Here is a 19,902-nt window from a genome sequence, read left to right as displayed (position 1 = left end):
ATATAAATATTAATTTGTAAAATATTACTTATAATAATATACTATTTATTGATAAAGTCATTTATACATGCCCAATTTAGTTTTTTTCTTATTTTCTGAGTAAAAAACATAAATAACTAAAATAATAATCTTAATCATATTTTTAGTTTTATTCCGAATCAGATTGGGTATATATAATTTGTGCTATGATTTTTTATATTTAGGAGGTTTGCAATGAGCAGTGTTTTTGAAATTAAACCAGATATATTCTATACTGGTGTAGTAGATAAGGATTTAAAAATATTTGACATTATAATGGAAACAGAATTTGGTACAACATACAATTCTTATCTAATAAAAGATGAAAAAGTTGTGTTATTTGATACTGTTAAAGATTGTTTTAAGGATGAATTTTTAAGTAATTTACAAGAATTAGTTGATATTAAGGATATTGATTACGTAGTTATTCATCACACAGAGCCAGATCATGCTGGTTGTTTAAAATATATATTAGATATAAATCCAGATGTACATGTTATATGTACAAATGCTGCAAAGTTATACTTAGGTGACCAAGTTAACAGAGAGTTCAAATGTACTACTGTTAAAACTGGTGATAAATTAAACATAGGTAAGAGAAATCTTGAGTTTATTCAAGCTCCTTTCTTACACTGGGCAGATACAATGTTTACTTATGTTCCAGAAGACAAAGTTTTGTTAACTTGTGATGCTTTTGGATGTCATTATTCAAAATATGATTGTAAAGCAATAAATGATGAAGGATACTTAGATTCAGCAAAATTATACTATGATTGCATAGTTAAACCTTATGCAAAATATGTTTTAGATGCTGTAAATAAAGTTGTTGAATTAGGATTAGACTTTGATACTATATTAACTTCTCACGGTCCAATTTTATCTGAAAGACCAATGGAGCAAGTTACTAGATATGTAGAGTGGTCAAAAGCTGCTTTAGAAGAAACTAATCAAGGCGAAATGGCTATATTCTACTTATCAGCATATACTAATACTTTTGATATGGCTAAGAAGATACAACAAGGTGCATTGTCTCAAGATGTTAAAGTTAAGTTATATGATTTAGAAAAATTATCTTTCGAAGAAATGCACAGAGCTGTATTAAATGCAAAAGTAGTTTTAGTTGGTTCTCCTACAATCAACAGAACTATGGTTAAGCCTATGTGGGATTTATTCTCATCAATAGATCCAATGGCTAACAAAGGAACTATTGCAGGGGTATTTGGTTCTTATGGATGGAGTGGTGAAGGTATCTCTATGGCAGAAAACTTATTTAAAGCTATGGCATTTAAAGTACCTCAACCAGCACTTAAAAAGAAATTCTTCCCAAGCGACGATACATTCAAAGAATGTTTCGATTACGGTGTAGAATTTGCTAGTTATCTTAAATAAAGTTTTATGGCGCCATAAAATTTTATAAAAACAAAAAGGTTAATGTGTTGAAAATTAATTCTTCACATTAACCTTTTTTATTTATACTCTTTGGCTTGTAGTTTTTCTTACTTCTCTGAAAGAGAACTCTCCCCTATCTAATGCCTTAATAAAAATTTCTGCACTAGCTAAGTTTGTTGCCACTGGCACGTGGTAAACGTCACAAAGCCTAATTAAAGCTTGTATATCCGGTTCATGAGCTTGAGAAGTTAGTGGATCTCTTAAAAAGATTACTAAATCTATTTCTTGATTAACTATAAGCGAACCAATTTGTTGGTCACCACCAAGTGGCCCCGATGCTAATCTATTTATTTTTAGACTAGTTTCGTCCATTATTCTCTTTCCAGTAGTTCCTGTTGCATATATCCCATACTTTTCTAAAATATGTTCATAACCAATACAAAATCCTACCATAGTGTTTTTCATTTCATCATGTGCTACTAATGCTATATTCATCATAATAAATATACTCCTATATCCCTTTTAATTTATTTTGCTATATATTCTAAAAATTTATTTTTTTTCTTCTCATACAAACATTCAAAACTAATCCTAAACTTGCCATAGATGTTAACACAGAACTTCCACCATAACTTAAGAATGGAAGTGTAACTCCTGTTACAGGTATTAATGATACCGTCATACCAATATTTTGAATAATTTGATATGCAAACATGGATGTTACCCCAATTACTACCAAGGCTCCGTATTCATCTTTGGACTCCGAAGAAATTTGTAACATTCTATATAAGAAGTATGCATATAAACTGATTAATGCTACCATTCCAATTACGCCTAGTTCTTCTCCTACAACTGCAAATATAAAATCACTATCTTGAATAGGTAGGAAATCTTCTTGATTTTGTGTTCCTTTAAAAAGTCCCTTACCAGTAAATCCACCTGATCCTATAGCTATATTAGACTGCATAACCTGATAGTTACCTTGAATACTTGTATCTTCCGGGTGTAAGAAACCTAAAATACGGTTTTGTTGATATTCATCTATACTTAAGTATACAAGAGGTAGTATTATAACGCATGCTATAATTACTTTTCTCAATATTTTGTAATCAATTCCAGCTGTGAATATTATACCTGCAATTATACAACAAAATACTATTGCTGTCCCTAAGTCTGGTTGGGCAATTAATAACCCAATTATAGGTGCTGCATACATTAATAATTTTACAATATCTTTTATATTATCCATTCTTCCTTTTTTGAGCTCTACAATTTTTGCGTAACTTAATATGAATGTAAATTTAACTACTTCTGCCGTTTGTAGATCTAGAGGTCCTAGGTCTAAAGTTGATTTCGCCCCACCTCTAACCGCTCCTAATGGCGTTAAAACTATAGCTAATAATACAACACTTGCAACATACATTTCTTTATAATATTGTCCTAAAAAGTTATAATCAAAAAGAAGTATGAATATAATTACTCCAATTCCTAAAACAAAGGCTATACTTTGTTTTATTAATCTTGAATAATCTCCCGTTTGATTTACATGAGTAGCACTACTTAATATAACAATACCAAAAGTAAAAATTACTATAAGTGTTGCTATTAACTTCCAATCTAATTGTTTTAATAATTTTAAACTATTTTTATATTTAACCAATTTGTCACCGTCTTTCTAGTATAGAAATAAACATTAAGCTCTCACGAATTAAATAGGGAATATACCTTAAGTATATCCCCCTTTATTAAGACCAATTTATATCTTTCTGTCTTTTAAATTCTTAAGTGGTATATTTGCAACTAAGGCAGATACTGGTCTGTCTCCGTTCTCACTTCTTGTTTTAGACATTTTTATCTCTAAACCATCTTCTTCTATATCAGCATAGTTAGAAATCACTTTTAATATATCATCTTTAATCATATTTAAAAGTTGTGGAGAGCAGTCTACTCTGTCATGTACAAGAACTAATTTTAACCTTTCTTTTGCTACGTTCTTACTAGTCTTATTTTCACTTGAAAAAGCTTTAAAAAGATCAAACATGAATATCCCCCTATTCTATTTAGCTACGCCAAACATTTTTTTGATTCTTCCAAAGAAGTTAGTTTCTTGCTCAATTTCCATTATTGGGATATTATTACCTAATATTCTTTGAGCAATATTTTTATAGGCTTTACCTGCATTTGACTTTGTATCAAGTATAGCTGGCTCACCTTTATTTGTTGATATGATTATACTTTCGTCGTCTGGAACTATACCTATTAAGTCTATAGCTAATATTTCCACTATGTCTTGCTTGTCCATCATATCTCCGCGTTTAACCATATCTTGTCTTATTCTATTAATTATTAATCTAATGTCACTAATTTCATTAGCTTCTAATAAGCCAATTATTCTATCTGCATCTCTAACAGCAGATACTTCAGGATTTGTAACAACAATAGCTCTATTTGCTCCAGCTATTGCATTTTTAAATCCTTGCTCAATTCCTGCAGGACAATCTATTATTACATAATCAAAACTTTCTTTTAATTTTTCACAAAGCTGTGACATTTGCTCTATAGTTACAGCATTTTTATCTCTTGTTTGTGCAGCGGGTAATAAGTATAAATTTTCAAACCTTTTATCTTTTATCAATGCTTGTTTTAACTTGCATGTTCCCTCTACTACATCCACCATATCATAAACTATTCTGTTTTCTAGACCCATAACCACATCTAAGTTTCTAAGTCCGATATCTGCATCTACCACAACTGTTCTTTTGTTTTCTAAACTAAGTGCTGTACCTAGGTTAGCTACAGTTGTTGTTTTGCCAACTCCACCTTTGCCTGAAGTTATAACTATGACCTCGCTCATTATACTACCCCCTATATATTTCCTTGTTTTTTAAAGTTTTAGGTAAAAAGCTTTCAATAACAATCCTGTCTTTACTCACAAAGGCTATTTCAGGAATGATTTTTTTATCATCCTTAGATTCTTCATAATCATCCTCTGGCGCCTCTGCAATATTATCTGCGATTTGCAGTATCTTAGGACATAAACTATTTGCTATAACATAAGCCGAATTATTTCCTTTGGCTCCTGCATGAACAAAACCTCGCACTTCACCCATTACTACAATATTCCCATTAGCAACTACTTTAGCTCCAGAATTCATATTTCCCATAATAACAACATTTCTAGTGGAACTAACTTGTGAACCAGGGTTCATATCACTCATTACTACAACATCTCCATCAAAGACTATATTTTCCCCAGATCTCATACTATCCACATACTTTGTTTCATAAGTATTAATGTAAGTTTCTTTATTTTCGTCTTCAACAAATTCTATATCAAATCTTGATGTAATAGATTCTTTAATCATCATCATATGAATATCATTTAGATAATCAGAATTAATTTGATATATTTTTGCACCATTAAAAAAACCAACATTTTCTTCTAATCTATCTACTATACTTTGTTTAACTTGTTCAAAGGGTGCTACTTTTTTAATATTAATAATAAGCCCTTTTTTATTTCCTTTAAACTCTATAAGCTCTTCTGTGGAATATTTCCTTAAAGACATAACAACCTCCAGAGTGATATTAATTTATTTATTATATTCTTCATAAATATCTTAATCACCTTTTATTTTTTCAATTGTGTCGAAAAATTTATGCTATCTTCTTCTGAATTATTGTCATCTTCTTTATCTGCATTGCCTGTTGTATCATTCTTTGTATCATTAGAAGATTTACCACTCAGTCCCATATATTGTCCTATGATGTCTTTCATTGGTAAAAGAGCATAAGTACTTGAATTACCTTGTGGTATCATAACACATATTGCTATTTCTGGATCATCTGCTGGTGCGAAAGAAACTGCCCATGCAAAATCTCCATATGTTTCTTTAAATGCATCTATATCTTCATCCGTTATTTTGTGATTAAGCTCTTTTATTGCTCTTCTTAAGTAAGCTGCATTTATTCTATCATCATTATCAGGTAATTTCTCAGAAACACCATCCTTTAACTCTTGTTCTAGCTCTGCCTTAGTTTCATCATCAATATCTTTGCTTGCTAATTGTTCTTTAATTTCAGCAATTCTAGCTTTAGTTAATTCTTCTTCTCTTTCTGCTCTTAATTTATGATATACATTTAATACCTCATTTTTATCTACATTGTATGACGATAAATGACTCATTAAATATTCGTATTCATTTTTTGTTGGTATTTTTGTACTCTTTTGTGCCGTACCAGTCTTAGCTGCCACAGGTACACTTAAGTCTCCTAACACTTTTTTACCTGTACCTTCGGTAACAACTCTTTTCATACCTATAATTATATCTTTTAAATTATCATCATCTTTAAAGTCTATTTTTTCGGATTCAGTTTCTTTTACATCTACTTTACTATAGTCAGATGATATGGATTTTTGAACAACATAAAGTTGATTTAAAATCCCTCCATTTGCTATTGCTGAAGTATACCTAACTATTTGCGCTGGAGTATAAGCATTTTCTCCTTGTCCAATAGCTAAGTTAAATGCATCTGATACTGTCCATTTAGAAAAGTTTAAGTAAGTATATACTATTTGATCAGCCAAAGTTTCTAAATCGTCTTCTTTTACTTTTAGCTTTTCTAGTCGCTTCAACACTTCAGCTTTACCTGGCGTAGTTTCTTCTTCACACCAGTTTGCAATCTGCTGAATTCTAGCCGAAAATTCTTCAGGATTTTTATCCTTAGTTATATCAGTAAAACTATTTTTCATAACTTTATTTAAATATGTTTTTAACATTGATTTTGTAGATTCAATTTTAGCTTCTTCACTAGGTACCTTACCTTTGCTTTCACTACCTAAATCTTCAATTAATCCAGTATAGTCACCTAACCCAAATAACTCAGCATATTCCATTACTTCGTCAGGCCCTATTTTAGCATTAGGATCCGCTCCACCTACTCTATTTTCGCCTGTACCTATAGTGTAGAAGTAAATATTACAAGATTCTTGCAATGCTTTATAAAGGTTTGTAATTCCATGGTTAGATCTACTTTTATTCCATACGGCATCACCATAAGATTTCTTCGATGAACCAGAACCCATCCAAATTACACCTGGGTCATTTATACTATATTCTGGGTTTAAACCATGTTCTAACGCCGCCATACCTGTAATCATTTTAAATGTTGAACCAGGTTGGAACACACCTTGTGTAACTAAGTTTAACAGTGGTGATGGTGCAAGTAAGTCATTTGTATTTTCAGGTTGTAAATTACTATAATCCTTTGATGATATGCCTGATACAAATAAGTTTGGATCATAAGAAGGATAAGATGCTGAAGCCAAAACTTCACCACTATTTACATCTACCACTATGGCCGCCCCAGATTTTGCATTCGCTGATCCACCTGATACAGCTACATTACCATAATTACTTTCATAAACTCCACCTTCACGAGCAGCCTTTATAGCTCTCTCCAGTGCACTTTCTGTCACTTCTTGCAGGTCTTTATCTAATGTAAGATATACTGTATCTCCTGAAATAGGCTCAGTTACCTCTAAATTTTCTGTTATATTACCTACGGCATCAACTTTAACTTTTTTATATCCATCCGTTCCATGTAATTTACTTTCTTGAGTTTTTTCAACTCCATAAAGTCCTACTATATCATCTTTAGAATATTTTTCTTCTGTGTTCTCTAGGTATTGTTTTTCTTGAGTCGAAGGTATTTTACCTAAATATCCAAGAATATGAGATGCTAGTTTTCCGTTAGGATATGTTCTAACTGGTTCATTAGATACAGATATTCCCGGAAGTTCAAGTGCCATCTCCTTTATAGTTGCTATTGTAGTTTCACTTATATCTTTTGCTATTGTTACTGGTTTATATTTTGTATAACCTTGAGACTTGATAAGATCTCTCACTATAAGTATTTTTCTAGCCTCTTCATCACTTAAACTTGAATCTATCAAGTAATAGTCTCTTATTGCTTTAAAAGCTAACTGGGCATCAGCTTTATTAGATTTTATTTTATTTTCTTTCATCCATTTATCTACTTTATATCCTTCAAGCCAGTCATTTTTTTCCCTATCTTCTGTAAATGTCCATTTTGATACAAGTATTGGTGGATAGTATCCAGCTTCATTAACCTTTTTTTGTAACTCAGCCGGTTTTAAGTTTCTATCATCTTCTGATAATTTTCCTTCTGATATTAATTTATCTACTAAATAATAAAATGATTCTTTAGCATTTAAATCTTGTGGAATGTTATTGTCAGTTTTATATTTTTTTATATTTTCATCATAGGTATAATAATATTTTCCATTTTCTATTACTATTGGGAACTCATCTATATACTTTTCTTTATTTTTTTCTAGTAAATTAATCAGCTTTAGTGAAATATTATTTCCTTGTGACTTATCTTCTTTTGTATCATTTTTTGTTAATTCATTTATTGATACTTGAACAGTAAACTGATTTTCATTTCCAGCCAGTAATCTTCCATATCTATCTCTAATTTCCCCCCTAGCCGCTTTTATAGTAACTTCTTTATATGTTTTATTATCGGCTAAACTTGTATAATAATCATATTTTATTATATTCATATATAAAATTTTAATTATTATAGCTAAAAAGGCAAAAAGAAATACATTTTTTATTATCCTACATCTATCATTAATTTTCTTTTCATCCATTAAATCACCAACTAATCTTCTTTAAGTTTTAATATTGATTTATCAAAAGCCTTATATAAGATTAAGGCCATTATACTATTTAAAATTGGTAATATTACTATACCTCTTATCATCAATCTTACAGCAGTAAAACTACTATAAACAACAATAGATGCTAATATATTTAACACAGAACTAAATATAGTTGTTGCTAAAATTAATGTAAATATAGTAACCTTACTTTCTTTGTATATTTTTTTTCTTGAATAACTAATTATATAGCATATCAAAAAGTAAATTAGAGCATTTACTCCAAATATTCCACCTACGCTTATATCTTTTAATAATCCTAATACTGCCCCTATAATACTACTTTCTAGGTCATCTAGGTACAAAGATATAATCGTTAAAAATATCAAAAGAAAATCTATTGTTACTCCAAATATAGTTATATAATTAGTTATACTATTTTCTAATATCAGTATAGCTATTCCCAAAAGACAAAGGTAAACTTTTTTCATTGTTGATATCCCCTTTAGTTTATATTTCTTGGTTCAACGATTACAACATCGTCTATATTTTTGAAATCAACATTTGGTTTTACTATTACATATTTTAATGAGTTATTTTTGTCCTCTATTACTTTTCCTACTTTTCCTATAACAATTCCCTCTGGGAATAGTCCAAGGCCTGATGTTGTAACCACATCACCTGGTAATACATCATAGTTAGAGTCAAACATGTATCCTTGTAATAACCCACTATCTCTATAGTCTGCTTTTTCGTCTATATTTTCACCATACGTAATAATACCCTTAAATTCAGAATTCTTTGCTAACTTAAAACTTACTGATGATTTTGTGTCTAATAAGGAAATAACTTTGCAATAGTTTTCAGACACTTCATATACTATACCTACTAGTCCATTACCATTCATGACTAAACTGTCCTTTTTCACACCATCTTTACTTCCAGCAGACACAACAAAGCTTGAATACCAATTCCCGTCATTTTTACTAACTACTTTTGCTGATAAAGTTTTAGCAACATATTTTTCATCAACAAAGTTTAATGCTGCTTTTAAGCTTTGCAGTGATTGAACGTCATCCAATTTATTTTGTAGATCAATTACTTCCTGTTGTAATCTGCTATTTTCTTTTTCTAAACTCTCGGCTTTTTTAGCATTTTTTTGGAAATTTATCACATTTTCAAATCCACTTTTTATAAAGGTAAATCCACTGTTAATACTACTTCCTATGGTAGATATTGCAGTCATTCCTACATTGGCTCCTAGAGGGTTGCTTCCTCCACTTCTTCCAATAGACATGCCTACAATTCCAATTAAAGTGATAGCAACTACACCTGTTGCTATCACTTTAAAATTAACCTTTTTCTTGTTTTTATTATTATTTTCAAACTTCAAGGTCAGCACCTACTTCATTACTTTTTATTATTCATCATTAATACTTTTTCAAATATTTCTACATCTTCAACTGACTTACCTGTACCTATAGCAACACAATCTAATGGATTTTCTGCTATTTTAACTGGCATTCCAGTTTCTTCTTTAACTAATTTGTCAAGTCCTTTAAGTAGAGCTCCTCCTCCAGTTAACATTATTCCGTTTTCCATAATGTCTGAAGCTAACTCTGGTGGAGTCTTTTCTAATGTTGATTTGATTCCATCTACTATAGAATTAACTGGTTCTCTTAAAGCGTCTCTTACTTCTGATGAAGATATTTGCATAGTTTTTGGAAGTCCTGATATTAAATCTCTACCTCTTATTTCCATTTCAACTTCTTCGCCTTCTTTGTACGCAGAACCTATTCTAATTTTTACATCCTCGGCAGTTCTCTCACCTATCATTAAGCTATATTCTTTTTTAACGTAGCTAACTATAGCTTCATCTAATTCGTCTCCACCAAGTCTTATTGATTTAGCAGTAACTATACCTCCAAGTGATATTATAGCAATTTCTGAAGTCCCACCACCGATATCTACTACCATATTTCCTTCTGGTTCTTCTATTCTAAGTCCAGCTCCGATTGCAGCTGCCATTGGTTCTTCTATTAAGAATGCATCTTTTGCTCCAGCTTGTCTTGCAGCTTCTTCTATTGCTCTTTTTTCAACTTCCGTTACACCAAAAGGTACACATATAGCTATTCTTGGAGATACTACACCTTTTTTAGCTGCAGCTTTTTGTATAAAGTAGCTTAACATTGATTGAGTAACATCAAAATCAGCTATAACTCCATCTTTCATCGGTCTTATAGCTACTATATTTCCTGGTGTTCTACCTATCATTCTTTTTGCTTCTTCACCAACTGCTAAAACTGCCTTACTGTCATCTCTTATAGCAACAACAGATGGTTCTCTTACTACTATTCCTTGTCCTTTTATATAAACTAATGTATTTGCAGTACCTAAATCGATACCCATATCTTTAGTCATTTTTCCAAATCCAAATAAAGATTTAAAACCTTTTTTTTCCTTTTTTTCTTTAGTCATTTTCATACACCTTCCTTACTTTATTCTTATTAAATTAACATATTCTCTTTAAAACTAAAATAAACTCCGTCCCCTATTATAATATGGTCTATAACTTCTATACCCACAAGCTCACCACAATCTTTCAACCTATTCGTTATATTTTTGTCCTCTTTTGAAGGTTCTGCATTTCCAGAGGGATGGTTATGTAGCAAAATAATTTTATTACTACTTCTTCTTATAGCCTCCCTAAAAACTTCTCTAGGATGAACGAGGGATGAATTTAATGTTCCTATAGAAATGTCCACATCAGTTATTACTTCATTTTTTGTATTTAAAAGAACTACCTTAAAAATTTCTTTATATTGATATCTTAAACTCTCCATATAGTATTTATATATATCCCAAGGATTTTTGATTTTGTATTTTAATGGCTTATAAGATGCTATCCTATTGGATAATTCTAAAGCTGCCTTGATTTGAAGTGCTTTAGTTTGACCTATACCATTAATACTTTTTAATTCTTCAAAAGTTAAGTCTTGTAAATATCTAATATTATCAGCTTTATCTATTATAGCTTGACCTAGTTGAACTGCATTTAATTCTTTGGTCCCAGTTCTTATAAGTATCGCTAACAATTCTGCATCAGATAAACAACCTACTCCATTTAGAATCATTTTCTCTCTTGGTCTTTCTTCTAATGTCATATCTCTAATTGTCATTAATGAATTAGAAGACTTTTTCAGATAAATCACCCTCCGTAAAAAGATTTATTTTAAAGTGGTCCTTTAAGCAGTCACTTATTTTTGATATTGGAAGTCCTACTATATTAAAATAATCACCTTGAATATTTTTAACTAATAATCCTCCATACCCTTGTATTCCATAAGCTCCAGCTTTATCTAAAGACTCTTTTGTATTTATATAATCTTTTATACATTCTTCGGATAATTCTTTAAAAGTTACTTGACTAACCTCACAATCAATAACTTTCTTGTTTAAACTTAAATTTATCAAAGCGAAACCAGTAATTACATAATGAGTTTTTCCCGACAATAATTTAATCATATTATATGCCTCTTCTTCATTTTTAGGTTTTCCTAAAATTTGTTCATTTATGACAACAATTGTATCTGCACCAATTACTAGTGAGTCCTTATTACTATTTGCTACCTCTAATGCTTTTTCGTATGCGAGCCTCATTACTGTTTCTTTTGGTGATTCATTTACTTTGATTATTTCATCAATTTGACTTTCTTTTACGGAAAATCTCACCTTAGTATTTTCTAAGATTTCTCTTCTTCTAGGTGATTTCGATGCTAATATTATATCCATTATCTCACCTCACCTCGTACTTTATTTTTGTACTAATTAAGTTTATCATTATATTGTAAAAATTTCAATGTTAATGTCGAGTCTTTTAATTACATAATTGTTATATTTAGAATTTTTCTTTTAAATAATTCTAAAGCTTTTATGGTTTGATTTTGAATAAAAATAAAGGTATGGATTATTTCCATACCTTTATTCTAACCATATTTAGATTATTTTAATATCTATTTTATATTGCATGTTTAACTAGTTTGTTGCTTTAACTTCTTCATCAACTAAACTCATTGCACCTTTTTTACATTTCGGTAAACATAAGTGACAGCCCTTACATTTATCTTGATCAATTTTATGTGGTTGTTTCTTTTCACCTTCTATTGCACCGAACTTACATTGTCTTGCACAAGCAGTACATCCTATACACTTTTCTTCATCTATAGTAACTTTTCTTCTGTCGCTAACATCACCTGATATAACCTTTGTTGGACATTTTTCCACACAAACTTTACACCCTATACACTTTTCTTGATTTACTACTGCAAGCTTGTTATCTAAAGTTATAGCATCAACTGGACAAACTTTTGCACAAGCGCCACATCCGATACAACCTGCCGAACAGTTTATTTTTACTGCTTTACCAAAGTCATGGCTATTACATTTTACAAATACTTCTTTACTAGCTGGTTTTTCTACTATTAAAGCTTTTGGACATACTTCTTTACATTTCCCACAATTTACACATTTTTCTTCATCTACTACTGCTACACCATTTTCTATTTTAATAGCATCAAATTTACATACAGATACGCATGTTCCAAATCCTAAACATCCTGCACTACAAGCTTTTGATCCGCCAATTAAAGCTGCTGCCGCTCTACAATCTTTTAAACCTTGATGTTCATATTTATCTTTTGCTTTGTCACATGTACCACTACATTTTACTGCTGCTACCATTCTTTCTCCACTATCTGCCGCTACACCCATTATTTCTCCAACTTTGGCAGCTACATCTGCTCCACCAACTGGACATCCATTAACTGGCGCATCTCCTTTTGCTATTGCAGCTGCTAATCCTCCACATCCTGGGAATCCACAACCACCGCAGTTTGCTCCAGGAAGTACTGCAAGTATTTTTTCTTCTTTTTCATCTACTTCAACGGCGAATTTTTTAGATGCATAGGCTAGTATTGCTCCGAATATTAATCCTAATCCACCTAAAAGTAAAATTGCTTTTATTATACTCACAAAATCACCCCCCTATTTTATAATTGTATTAATCCTGTGAATCCTAAGAAAGCTATTGACATTAAAGCTGCTGCTATTAATGTTATTGGGTACCCTTGGAAACTTTCTGGTATATCAGCTAATTCTAGTCTTTCCCTTATTCCTGCGAACAATACTATAGCTAGCGTAAAACCAACACCTGCACCTGTACCATTAATCAATGTAGCTACTAAATTATAATTATTTTGTACATTGACTAATGCAATACCAAGTACAGCACAGTTAGTTGTTATAAGTGGTAGATATACACCAAGTGCTTGATATAATGCCGGACTCATCTTTTTTATAACCATTTCAACAAACTGAACTATGGAAGCAATTACTAAAATAAAAGCAATCGTTTGTAAATATCCAGTTGATGTTATATTAAGTATTTTTTGTATAAAATACGTGATTACAGATGCTAATGCTAAAACAAAGGTAACTGCAACCCCCATACCTACTGCCGTATCTATTTTCTTAGAAACACCTAAGAAAGGACATATACCTAAGAATTGTGATGTTATAACGTTATTAACAAGTACAATACTTAGAAATAATAATATATAATTCATATGACTTCCCCCTTAATTACGCTTTTTTCTTTACTACTTTATTAAATAGTGCCATTAAGAAACCTAAAGTTAAGAATGCACCTGGAGGTAGTATAAATAATAAAGCTGGTTGATAAGAAGCACCAAATATACTTAAACCAAATATTGATCCTGCCCCTAATAATTCTCTAACTGCCCCTAATATTGTAAGGCCTAAAGTAAATCCAAGTCCCATTCCTATACCATCAACTGCAGATTCCATTGGTCCATTTTTAGATGCGAAACTTTCTGCACGAGCTAATATTATACAGTTAACAACTATTAACGGAATATATAATCCAAGAGCTTGATCTAGTGCTGGCACAAAAGCTTTTAAGACCATTTGAACTATTGTAACAAAAGTTGCTATTACAACTATAAATGCTGGTATTCTTATTTTATCTGGTATTACTTTTCTAAGTAATGATATAGCTATATTTGAACATGCTAAAACTATTGCTGTTGAAAGACCCATACCTATACCATTTATTGCAGAACTTGTTACAGCTAGAGTCGGACACATACCTATAACTTGAACAAAGGTTGGGTTTTCGTCTATAATACCATTTTTAAATATCTTTCCTAGACTCATAATATTTTCCCCCTATCCTATTTACTGATGCTATCATATACTTCTACTGCTGCATTAACTCCAGTTGTTACAGCCTTAGATGTAATAGTAGCTCCTGATATTGCTTGTATTTCTGTTTCTCCTGCAGCCCCACTTTTTATAACACTAAGCTCTGTAGCTGGTTTTCCTGCATATTGACCATAAAAAGCCTCTTCTTGAGCTTTAGCACCAAGGCCTGGAGTCTCAGTCATGTTTCCTATATTAACTCCTGATATACTTCCATCTGCTTTTATACCTACCATAAGTTCAATTTCTCCACCATATCCTTTTGGAAGAACTTTGATAGTGTATCCTGATACATCAGAACCATTTAATCCTTCATAAACTTCTACTACCTCTACATCAGAAACACTTTTATATTTACTATTATCTAAAAGTTTAAATTCACTAGCATCTGAAAGTACAGTTTTTCTTGCTTCATTATTAGCTTGTTCATTTCTTTGTTCTATCAAAGGAGCTGTAATTTGGTTTGTTCCAGCTAAAAGACCTGCTGCAACTGCACAAATAACAAATAAGTTTAATCCTAATTTTAATATGCTATTCACTCTTAGCCACCTCCCCAAATACTCTGTTATTTACAAATTTATCTATTAATGGAGTAACAACGTTAGCTAATAATATTGAATATGAACATCCTTCTGGATATCCACCATATAATCTGATTACTGTTGCAATTACACCTGCTAAAACAGCATATATAATTTGTCCTTTTTTCGTCATTGGTGATGTAGTATAGTCAGTTAACATGAAGAATGCACCTAACATAACACCACCAGCTAAAATTTGGAACATTGCGAACTCAAGATTGAATCCACCTAATAAGAAACTTAATATAAATATTGTACCTAAATAACATACTGGCATGATATATGAAATTATTCCTTTATAAATTAGATAAACCCCACCTAGAAGTATTAAAATCGCACATGTTTCACCTATACAGCCACCTATATTACCTAGTGCCATGTCTACTAACGACACTCCACTTTCTTTTAATGGTTCAAGCCCAGCTGCTCCTGCTTTTAAAAAGCTAAGTGGTGTTGCAGTTGATACCGCATCTAAACTTCCACTACTCACCCAGTTTACTCCTGTTTTTGTCCAAGCTGTCATAGCTACTGGGAATGATGCAAGTAAGAAAGCTCTACCTGCAAGGGCTGGGTTAACAAAGTTATTCCCAATTCCTCCAAATACCATTTTTACAACTATTATTGCAAATGCCCCACCTAATATACACATCCACCATGGAAGTGCTGCTGGAACGTTAAATGCAAGTAATAATCCTGTTACTACTGCAGAAAAATCTCCTACAGTACTTTTTTGTTTAGTTATTTTTTGCCATAAAAATTCTGACCCAACTGTACCCAGTATACAAAAGAACATTACAAATAATGCATTAATTCTAAAAAAATACACTGCAGCAAGCGCTGCTGGTACAAGGGCAAGTACTACTTGTTTCATTATATAAGACGTATCTTCATTGCTTCTAATATGAGGTGATGATGATACAATAAATTTGTTTTCCATATTATTTCCCCCTAACTATTATTTGTTAGCCGCTTGTTGTTTTCTTCTCATAGCTTGAATTTGTCTTTTAGCATTTCTTATAGATTCTACTAACGGTCTTCTTGCTGGACATATAAATGAGCAAGATCCACATTCTATACAATCAAGGGCTCTGTGTTCAGCCGCTCTTTCAAAGTCACCTTTTAAAGAATTAGCACTTATATATAACGGTTGTAAAAATGCTGGACATACATCTGTGCATCTACCACATCTTAAACAGTTACTTGGCTCATCTATTTTGGCTTCTTCTTCCGATATACATAGTATCCCTGAAGAACCTTTGTTAGTAACTATATTTGTTGTATATTGAGTCATACCCATCATAGGTCCACCCATTATAAATTTACCTACTTTTACATCTTCTTTAAATCCGCCACATTGATCAATTATTTCAGAAACTACTGTACCTATTTTTGTTATTAAGTTTGCAGGTTCTTTTATACAACTTCCTGTTACTGTTGTAATTCTTTCTATTAACGGTAGTCCTGTCTTAATAGTTTTTGCTATTTGAGCTGCTGTTCCAACGTTATCAACCACTGCCCCTGCAGCTGATGGTAAAGCCCCCGATGGAACTTCTCTTCCCGTACAAGCATATATTAATTGTTTTTCTGCCCCTTGAGGGTATTTTATTTCAAGTCCTACAACTTCTACTTCAGGAAATTCCTTAGCAGCTGATGTTACAGCTTCTATAGCATCTGGTTTATTGACTTCTATACCAATATAACCTTTTTTGACATTTAACGCTTTCATTATTACTCTAATGCCAAGAACAACGTCTTCTGGATTTTCTACCATAAGTCTATGGTCAGCTGTAAGGTATGGTTCGCATTCCGCACCATTTAAAATAACAACATCAATCTTTGTATCTGGTGGTGGTGATAATTTAACATGAGTTGGGAATGTTGCTCCACCCATTCCAACAATTCCTGCTTCTTGGATATATTTTATAATATCCTTTGAGTCTAATGTTTCTAAATTCCCTTTTGGTGATATACTTTCATCTAATTCTTCTTTAAAGTCATTTTCTATTACAACACAAAGTCCTTTTCCTCCTGGAATTTCATGTTGTTCTATACCAGTAACTTTTCCTGAAACAGATGAATGTATATAAGTTGATACAAACCCTTGAGGTTCACCAATTTTTTGTCCTTTTTTTACCTCATCTCCTACTTCAACTATAGGCTTTGCTGGCGCTCCTATGTGTTGTTGTAGAGGTATATAGACTACTTTCGGAGCCTCTGCTTTTCTTAAAGCTATTTGATTTGTATACTCTTTATTATATGGAGGATGTATTCCTCCTTTAAATGTTAAGAGCTTCATTTTACTACCTCCCCAAACTGTTTTTAACTTTTCTGCTATTAACTATAGTATACTATAAATTTTTTAAAAGTTAATAATTGTTAAAAAAATATCCTAATTTTAGTAATTATAACACTCATTTTAAACTGTTATTAATATATCAATTTAAAAAATTAAGTATTTATAAAATACTTAGTTTAGACATCATTTATTTTTATAATATAAAAAAAGGTTGATACAACAACCTTTTAATAATTACTATTTCATTGATTGTACAAATATGTAATACTGCTGAATTGAAGATAATAACAAACCTTGACTTACATAACCTTTATTTTCATTTGCATTTTTAGAAGAAGTTAAAATGTTGTTTTGTGACTCATCAATATATGAAATTAAATTATTTTTAAATTTATCCATTTTCGAATAGTCAATTTTTTGTGTATTTTTTTCTAAATTTTCTAATATAGACTTGCGATTTGTTAAAATTTCATTATAAGCTTCTAAATCATTTTTTTTATTATCCCAATATTCTCCTTCTTTTTGATAATTTTCAATCAAGTCATTTAACCCTTTTGCTATATCTTTCATATAAGAATATCTATCTGTATATTCTAAGGACAACATCGGTACATCTATTTTTGTTAAGAAGGCATCTGAAAAATAAGTTCTTGTGTTTTCTAAGCTATTTCTTACCTTACTTTCATCAAAAGATGAGTATACTTGGATTTTTTCTGAATTATCTATAGTCATACTTGATGATGGAATTTTATATTCATTCATAACGTCTTCTATTTTTTTAAGATCATTTTTGTCTTCTATAGATGCTACTTGTATTGTATAAACTACCATCTCATTTACAGTGGCCACTTGCGAATTTTCTTCTTTTTTATGTCCATCATTTTTTTCTATTTCCTCCAACTGAGATTCAATTGTTGATGAGGTAATAACATTACTTTTATCAAATAAGTTTTTAAACCTATCCCATATTGATGCATTTTTTATTGAACTTACAACATTGACCTTCCCTAACTTGTCCATAAAATCCTTGTCCTTTAAGTTTATGTATGCATATGACCCCACAATACATAAACATAAGGTAACGGTTACTATCCTAGTTCCATTAAATCTTTTTCTCTTATTGAAATTTTTGTATAATTTTCTTTTGCTCATAAGTTGTCCCCTCCTAAATAGTTTTTACTAATATATATTGGAAAGATCTCTAATTTATGAATTAATTTATTAATAAATATAAAATACTTACAATAAAAAAAGCTATGAATTTAGATAACTTCTAATTTCATAGCTTTTTATTTATTAATATGATTAAAATCTTCTTGCACCTAGTAATACTCTTCCATAGTATCCAGATAAAGAATCTATCTTTACCTTATCTGGTCTTGTTTGAGATCCACTAGCATGGATAAATTGATTATTGCCGATATATATACCTACATGCGTAGTTCTTCCTGGTGTAACTGTAGCAAAGTGTAATAAATCTCCCTTTTTTAAGTTACTTGTTCCCACAGCAGTTCCTGCTTTTGCTTGTTCATAAGAAACCCTAGGTAAAGATACTCCTATAGCATTCAGATACACATATCTTGTAAATCCTGAACAATCAAATGAATTAGGTCCATTTCCACCCCATACATAAGGCTTACCTAGCTGAGCCCTAGCAAGATTTACCACAGCTTCATTTTTAGATTCACTTGGTGAATTATCATTATTTGTGTTATCACTAGGTAGTTCTGTTGTAATATTTATATACTTAGAACTTACCCACCCTGTAATATTAAAGTTTGTTTTTATTTGGTACCAAGAGTTAGAACTTTTAGTTATAGTTACTATTTCTCCATTTTTCAATGCTGTTTTAATAGAGTAGTTTGTCCCTGGTCCACTTCTTACATTAAGACTAGCTGTAGACTTTCCATAAGTATCTGTTTTTTCAACATAAGACGATGAAGCCCATCCTGTCGTTCCATTGGATAATTTTACTTTGTACCATCCATTAGATTGACTTAGTAAAACTACTACTTGACCTGGACTTAGAGAAGTTTTTACAGAATAATTTATTCCTGGTCCACTTCTTACATTCAGTCTTACACTGCTAGTTACTTTACCATTTAAATTCACTTCTGTTTCTATAATATCCTCAGGTTTGCTTGTATTGTTATCAGAAGAAGAGTCATCAGATATATCCTCTATTGTTTCTTCAACATAATAACCATATACCCAACCACTAGTTCCATTAGATAATTGTATTTTATACCAATACTTTGATTTATCAATTATTTTATGTATAGTTCCTTTTTTGACAGTAGTTTTAATTGAATAATTTGTTCCTGGTCCACTTCTTACATTTAAGTTGGCTTTACATTTAATTTTTGTATTTACGCTAGTAATTCCTATTTTAATATATTTATCACTGACCCATCCTGTAGTTTTATTAGATAACTGAACTTTTAACCATCCATTGACTTTTTCTAATACTGCTACAGTATCACCTTTGTATAAGCAACCTTTTATACTAGTATTTGTTCCTGGTCCACTCCTTACATTTAGTGCACTAGCTGTAACTGTCCCTTTTTCTTGTGCACCAACACTAGACTGCCCTAAAGATAACGCTAATGTGCCAACTCCAATAGCTGTAATTATTTTGGTCTTCACAGTTA

The 19,902-nt window shown here is 31.1% G+C and carries 20 protein-coding genes; 1 reads left to right on the top strand and 19 read right to left on the bottom strand.

The genetic code is table 11. The features are described from left to right. Positions 1 to 213: 213 nt before the first annotated feature. Positions 214 to 1,407: an FprA family A-type flavoprotein gene (locus tag QX51_RS12535; protein ID WP_039680244.1), complete on the top strand. Its 1,194-nt coding sequence runs from the start codon at positions 214 to 216 to the stop codon at positions 1,405 to 1,407. An 81-nt stretch (positions 1,408 to 1,488) separates the two neighbouring features. On the opposite strand, the gene mgsA is transcribed toward QX51_RS12535, so the two are convergent. The 19 genes from mgsA to QX51_RS12440 all read right to left on the bottom strand — a co-directional run bounded on the left by mgsA (position 1,489) and on the right by QX51_RS12440 (position 19,897). Next, positions 1,489 to 1,902: a methylglyoxal synthase gene (gene mgsA, locus QX51_RS12530; protein WP_039680260.1), complete on the bottom strand. Its 414-nt coding sequence runs from the start codon at positions 1,900 to 1,902 to the stop codon at positions 1,489 to 1,491. A 49-nt stretch (positions 1,903 to 1,951) separates the two neighbouring features. Continuing rightward, a complete protein-coding gene (gene rodA / locus QX51_RS12525; RefSeq protein WP_052233042.1) occupies positions 1,952 to 3,067 on the bottom strand; it encodes a rod shape-determining protein RodA in 1,116 nt (371 codons plus the stop codon). A 96-nt stretch (positions 3,068 to 3,163) separates the two neighbouring features. Beyond that, positions 3,164 to 3,448, bottom strand: a complete 285-nt coding sequence (gene minE / locus QX51_RS12520; RefSeq protein ID WP_039680243.1) for a cell division topological specificity factor MinE — start codon at positions 3,446 to 3,448, stop codon at positions 3,164 to 3,166. A gap of 15 nt (positions 3,449 to 3,463) precedes the next feature. Further along, positions 3,464 to 4,261 (bottom strand): septum site-determining protein MinD, encoded by a 798-nt coding sequence (gene minD / locus QX51_RS12515; RefSeq protein ID WP_039680242.1) that lies wholly within the window; start codon positions 4,259 to 4,261, stop codon positions 3,464 to 3,466. 4 nt (positions 4,262 to 4,265) lie between these two features. Further along, a complete protein-coding gene (locus QX51_RS12510; RefSeq protein ID WP_039680241.1) occupies positions 4,266 to 4,976 on the bottom strand; it encodes a septum site-determining protein MinC in 711 nt (236 codons plus the stop codon). A gap of 62 nt (positions 4,977 to 5,038) precedes the next feature. After that, positions 5,039 to 8,086 carry a penicillin-binding transpeptidase domain-containing protein gene (locus tag QX51_RS12505; protein WP_039680240.1) on the bottom strand — a complete coding sequence of 1,016 codons (3,048 nt, stop codon included), beginning with the start codon at positions 8,084 to 8,086 and terminating at the stop codon, positions 5,039 to 5,041. Between the two features lie 11 nt (positions 8,087 to 8,097). Next, positions 8,098 to 8,586: a rod shape-determining protein MreD gene (mreD, locus tag QX51_RS12500; protein ID WP_039680239.1), complete on the bottom strand. Its 489-nt coding sequence runs from the start codon at positions 8,584 to 8,586 to the stop codon at positions 8,098 to 8,100. A 14-nt stretch (positions 8,587 to 8,600) separates the two neighbouring features. Then, on the bottom strand, positions 8,601 to 9,497 hold the full coding sequence (gene mreC, locus QX51_RS12495) for a rod shape-determining protein MreC (RefSeq protein ID WP_242842740.1): 897 nt from the start codon (positions 9,495 to 9,497) through the stop codon (positions 8,601 to 8,603). Positions 9,498 to 9,505: 8 nt separating this feature from the next. Then, positions 9,506 to 10,573 carry a rod shape-determining protein gene (locus QX51_RS12490; protein ID WP_039680257.1) on the bottom strand — a complete coding sequence of 356 codons (1,068 nt, stop codon included), beginning with the start codon at positions 10,571 to 10,573 and terminating at the stop codon, positions 9,506 to 9,508. Between the two features lie 29 nt (positions 10,574 to 10,602). After that, a complete protein-coding gene (gene radC, locus QX51_RS12485) occupies positions 10,603 to 11,274 on the bottom strand; it encodes a RadC family protein (RefSeq protein ID WP_039680238.1) in 672 nt (223 codons plus the stop codon). Positions 11,275 to 11,281: 7 nt separating this feature from the next. Continuing rightward, positions 11,282 to 11,887, bottom strand: a complete 606-nt coding sequence (locus QX51_RS12480) for a Maf family protein (protein WP_039680237.1) — start codon at positions 11,885 to 11,887, stop codon at positions 11,282 to 11,284. A 243-nt stretch (positions 11,888 to 12,130) separates the two neighbouring features. Further along, entirely contained in the window at positions 12,131 to 13,126 is a 996-nt protein-coding gene (locus QX51_RS12475) for an RnfABCDGE type electron transport complex subunit B (protein ID WP_039680236.1), read from the bottom strand. Positions 13,127 to 13,143: 17 nt separating this feature from the next. Next, positions 13,144 to 13,719: an electron transport complex subunit RsxA gene (gene rsxA / locus QX51_RS12470; RefSeq protein ID WP_039680235.1), complete on the bottom strand. Its 576-nt coding sequence runs from the start codon at positions 13,717 to 13,719 to the stop codon at positions 13,144 to 13,146. A 16-nt stretch (positions 13,720 to 13,735) separates the two neighbouring features. Beyond that, complete coding sequence (rsxE, locus tag QX51_RS12465; RefSeq protein WP_039680234.1) at positions 13,736 to 14,329, bottom strand: electron transport complex subunit RsxE; 594 nt, start codon at positions 14,327 to 14,329, stop codon at positions 13,736 to 13,738. A 17-nt stretch (positions 14,330 to 14,346) separates the two neighbouring features. Then, positions 14,347 to 14,913, bottom strand: coding sequence for an RnfABCDGE type electron transport complex subunit G (locus tag QX51_RS12460; RefSeq protein ID WP_039680233.1), 567 nt, complete (start codon positions 14,911 to 14,913; stop codon positions 14,347 to 14,349). Next, entirely contained in the window at positions 14,906 to 15,892 is a 987-nt protein-coding gene (locus tag QX51_RS12455) for an RnfABCDGE type electron transport complex subunit D (protein WP_039680232.1), read from the bottom strand. Before QX51_RS12455 ends, QX51_RS12460 begins: the two co-directional genes overlap by 8 nt. Before the next feature lie 18 nt (positions 15,893 to 15,910). Next, the gene (rsxC, locus tag QX51_RS12450; protein ID WP_039680231.1) at positions 15,911 to 17,251 is read right to left on the bottom strand and encodes an electron transport complex subunit RsxC; all 1,341 of its coding nucleotides are present in this window, start codon (positions 17,249 to 17,251) and stop codon (positions 15,911 to 15,913) included. 237 nt (positions 17,252 to 17,488) lie between these two features. After that, positions 17,489 to 18,403, bottom strand: a complete 915-nt coding sequence (locus QX51_RS12445) for a hypothetical protein (protein ID WP_039680230.1) — start codon at positions 18,401 to 18,403, stop codon at positions 17,489 to 17,491. Between the two features lie 153 nt (positions 18,404 to 18,556). After that, a complete protein-coding gene (locus QX51_RS12440) occupies positions 18,557 to 19,897 on the bottom strand; it encodes a C40 family peptidase (protein ID WP_052233041.1) in 1,341 nt (446 codons plus the stop codon). Between the last annotated feature and the right edge of the window lie 5 nt (positions 19,898 to 19,902).

The organism is Terrisporobacter othiniensis, assembly GCF_000808015.1.
GTDB classification, from domain to species: domain Bacteria; phylum Bacillota; class Clostridia; order Peptostreptococcales; family Peptostreptococcaceae; genus Terrisporobacter; species Terrisporobacter muris.
This window is presented reverse-complemented; position numbering and strand designations above follow the sequence as displayed.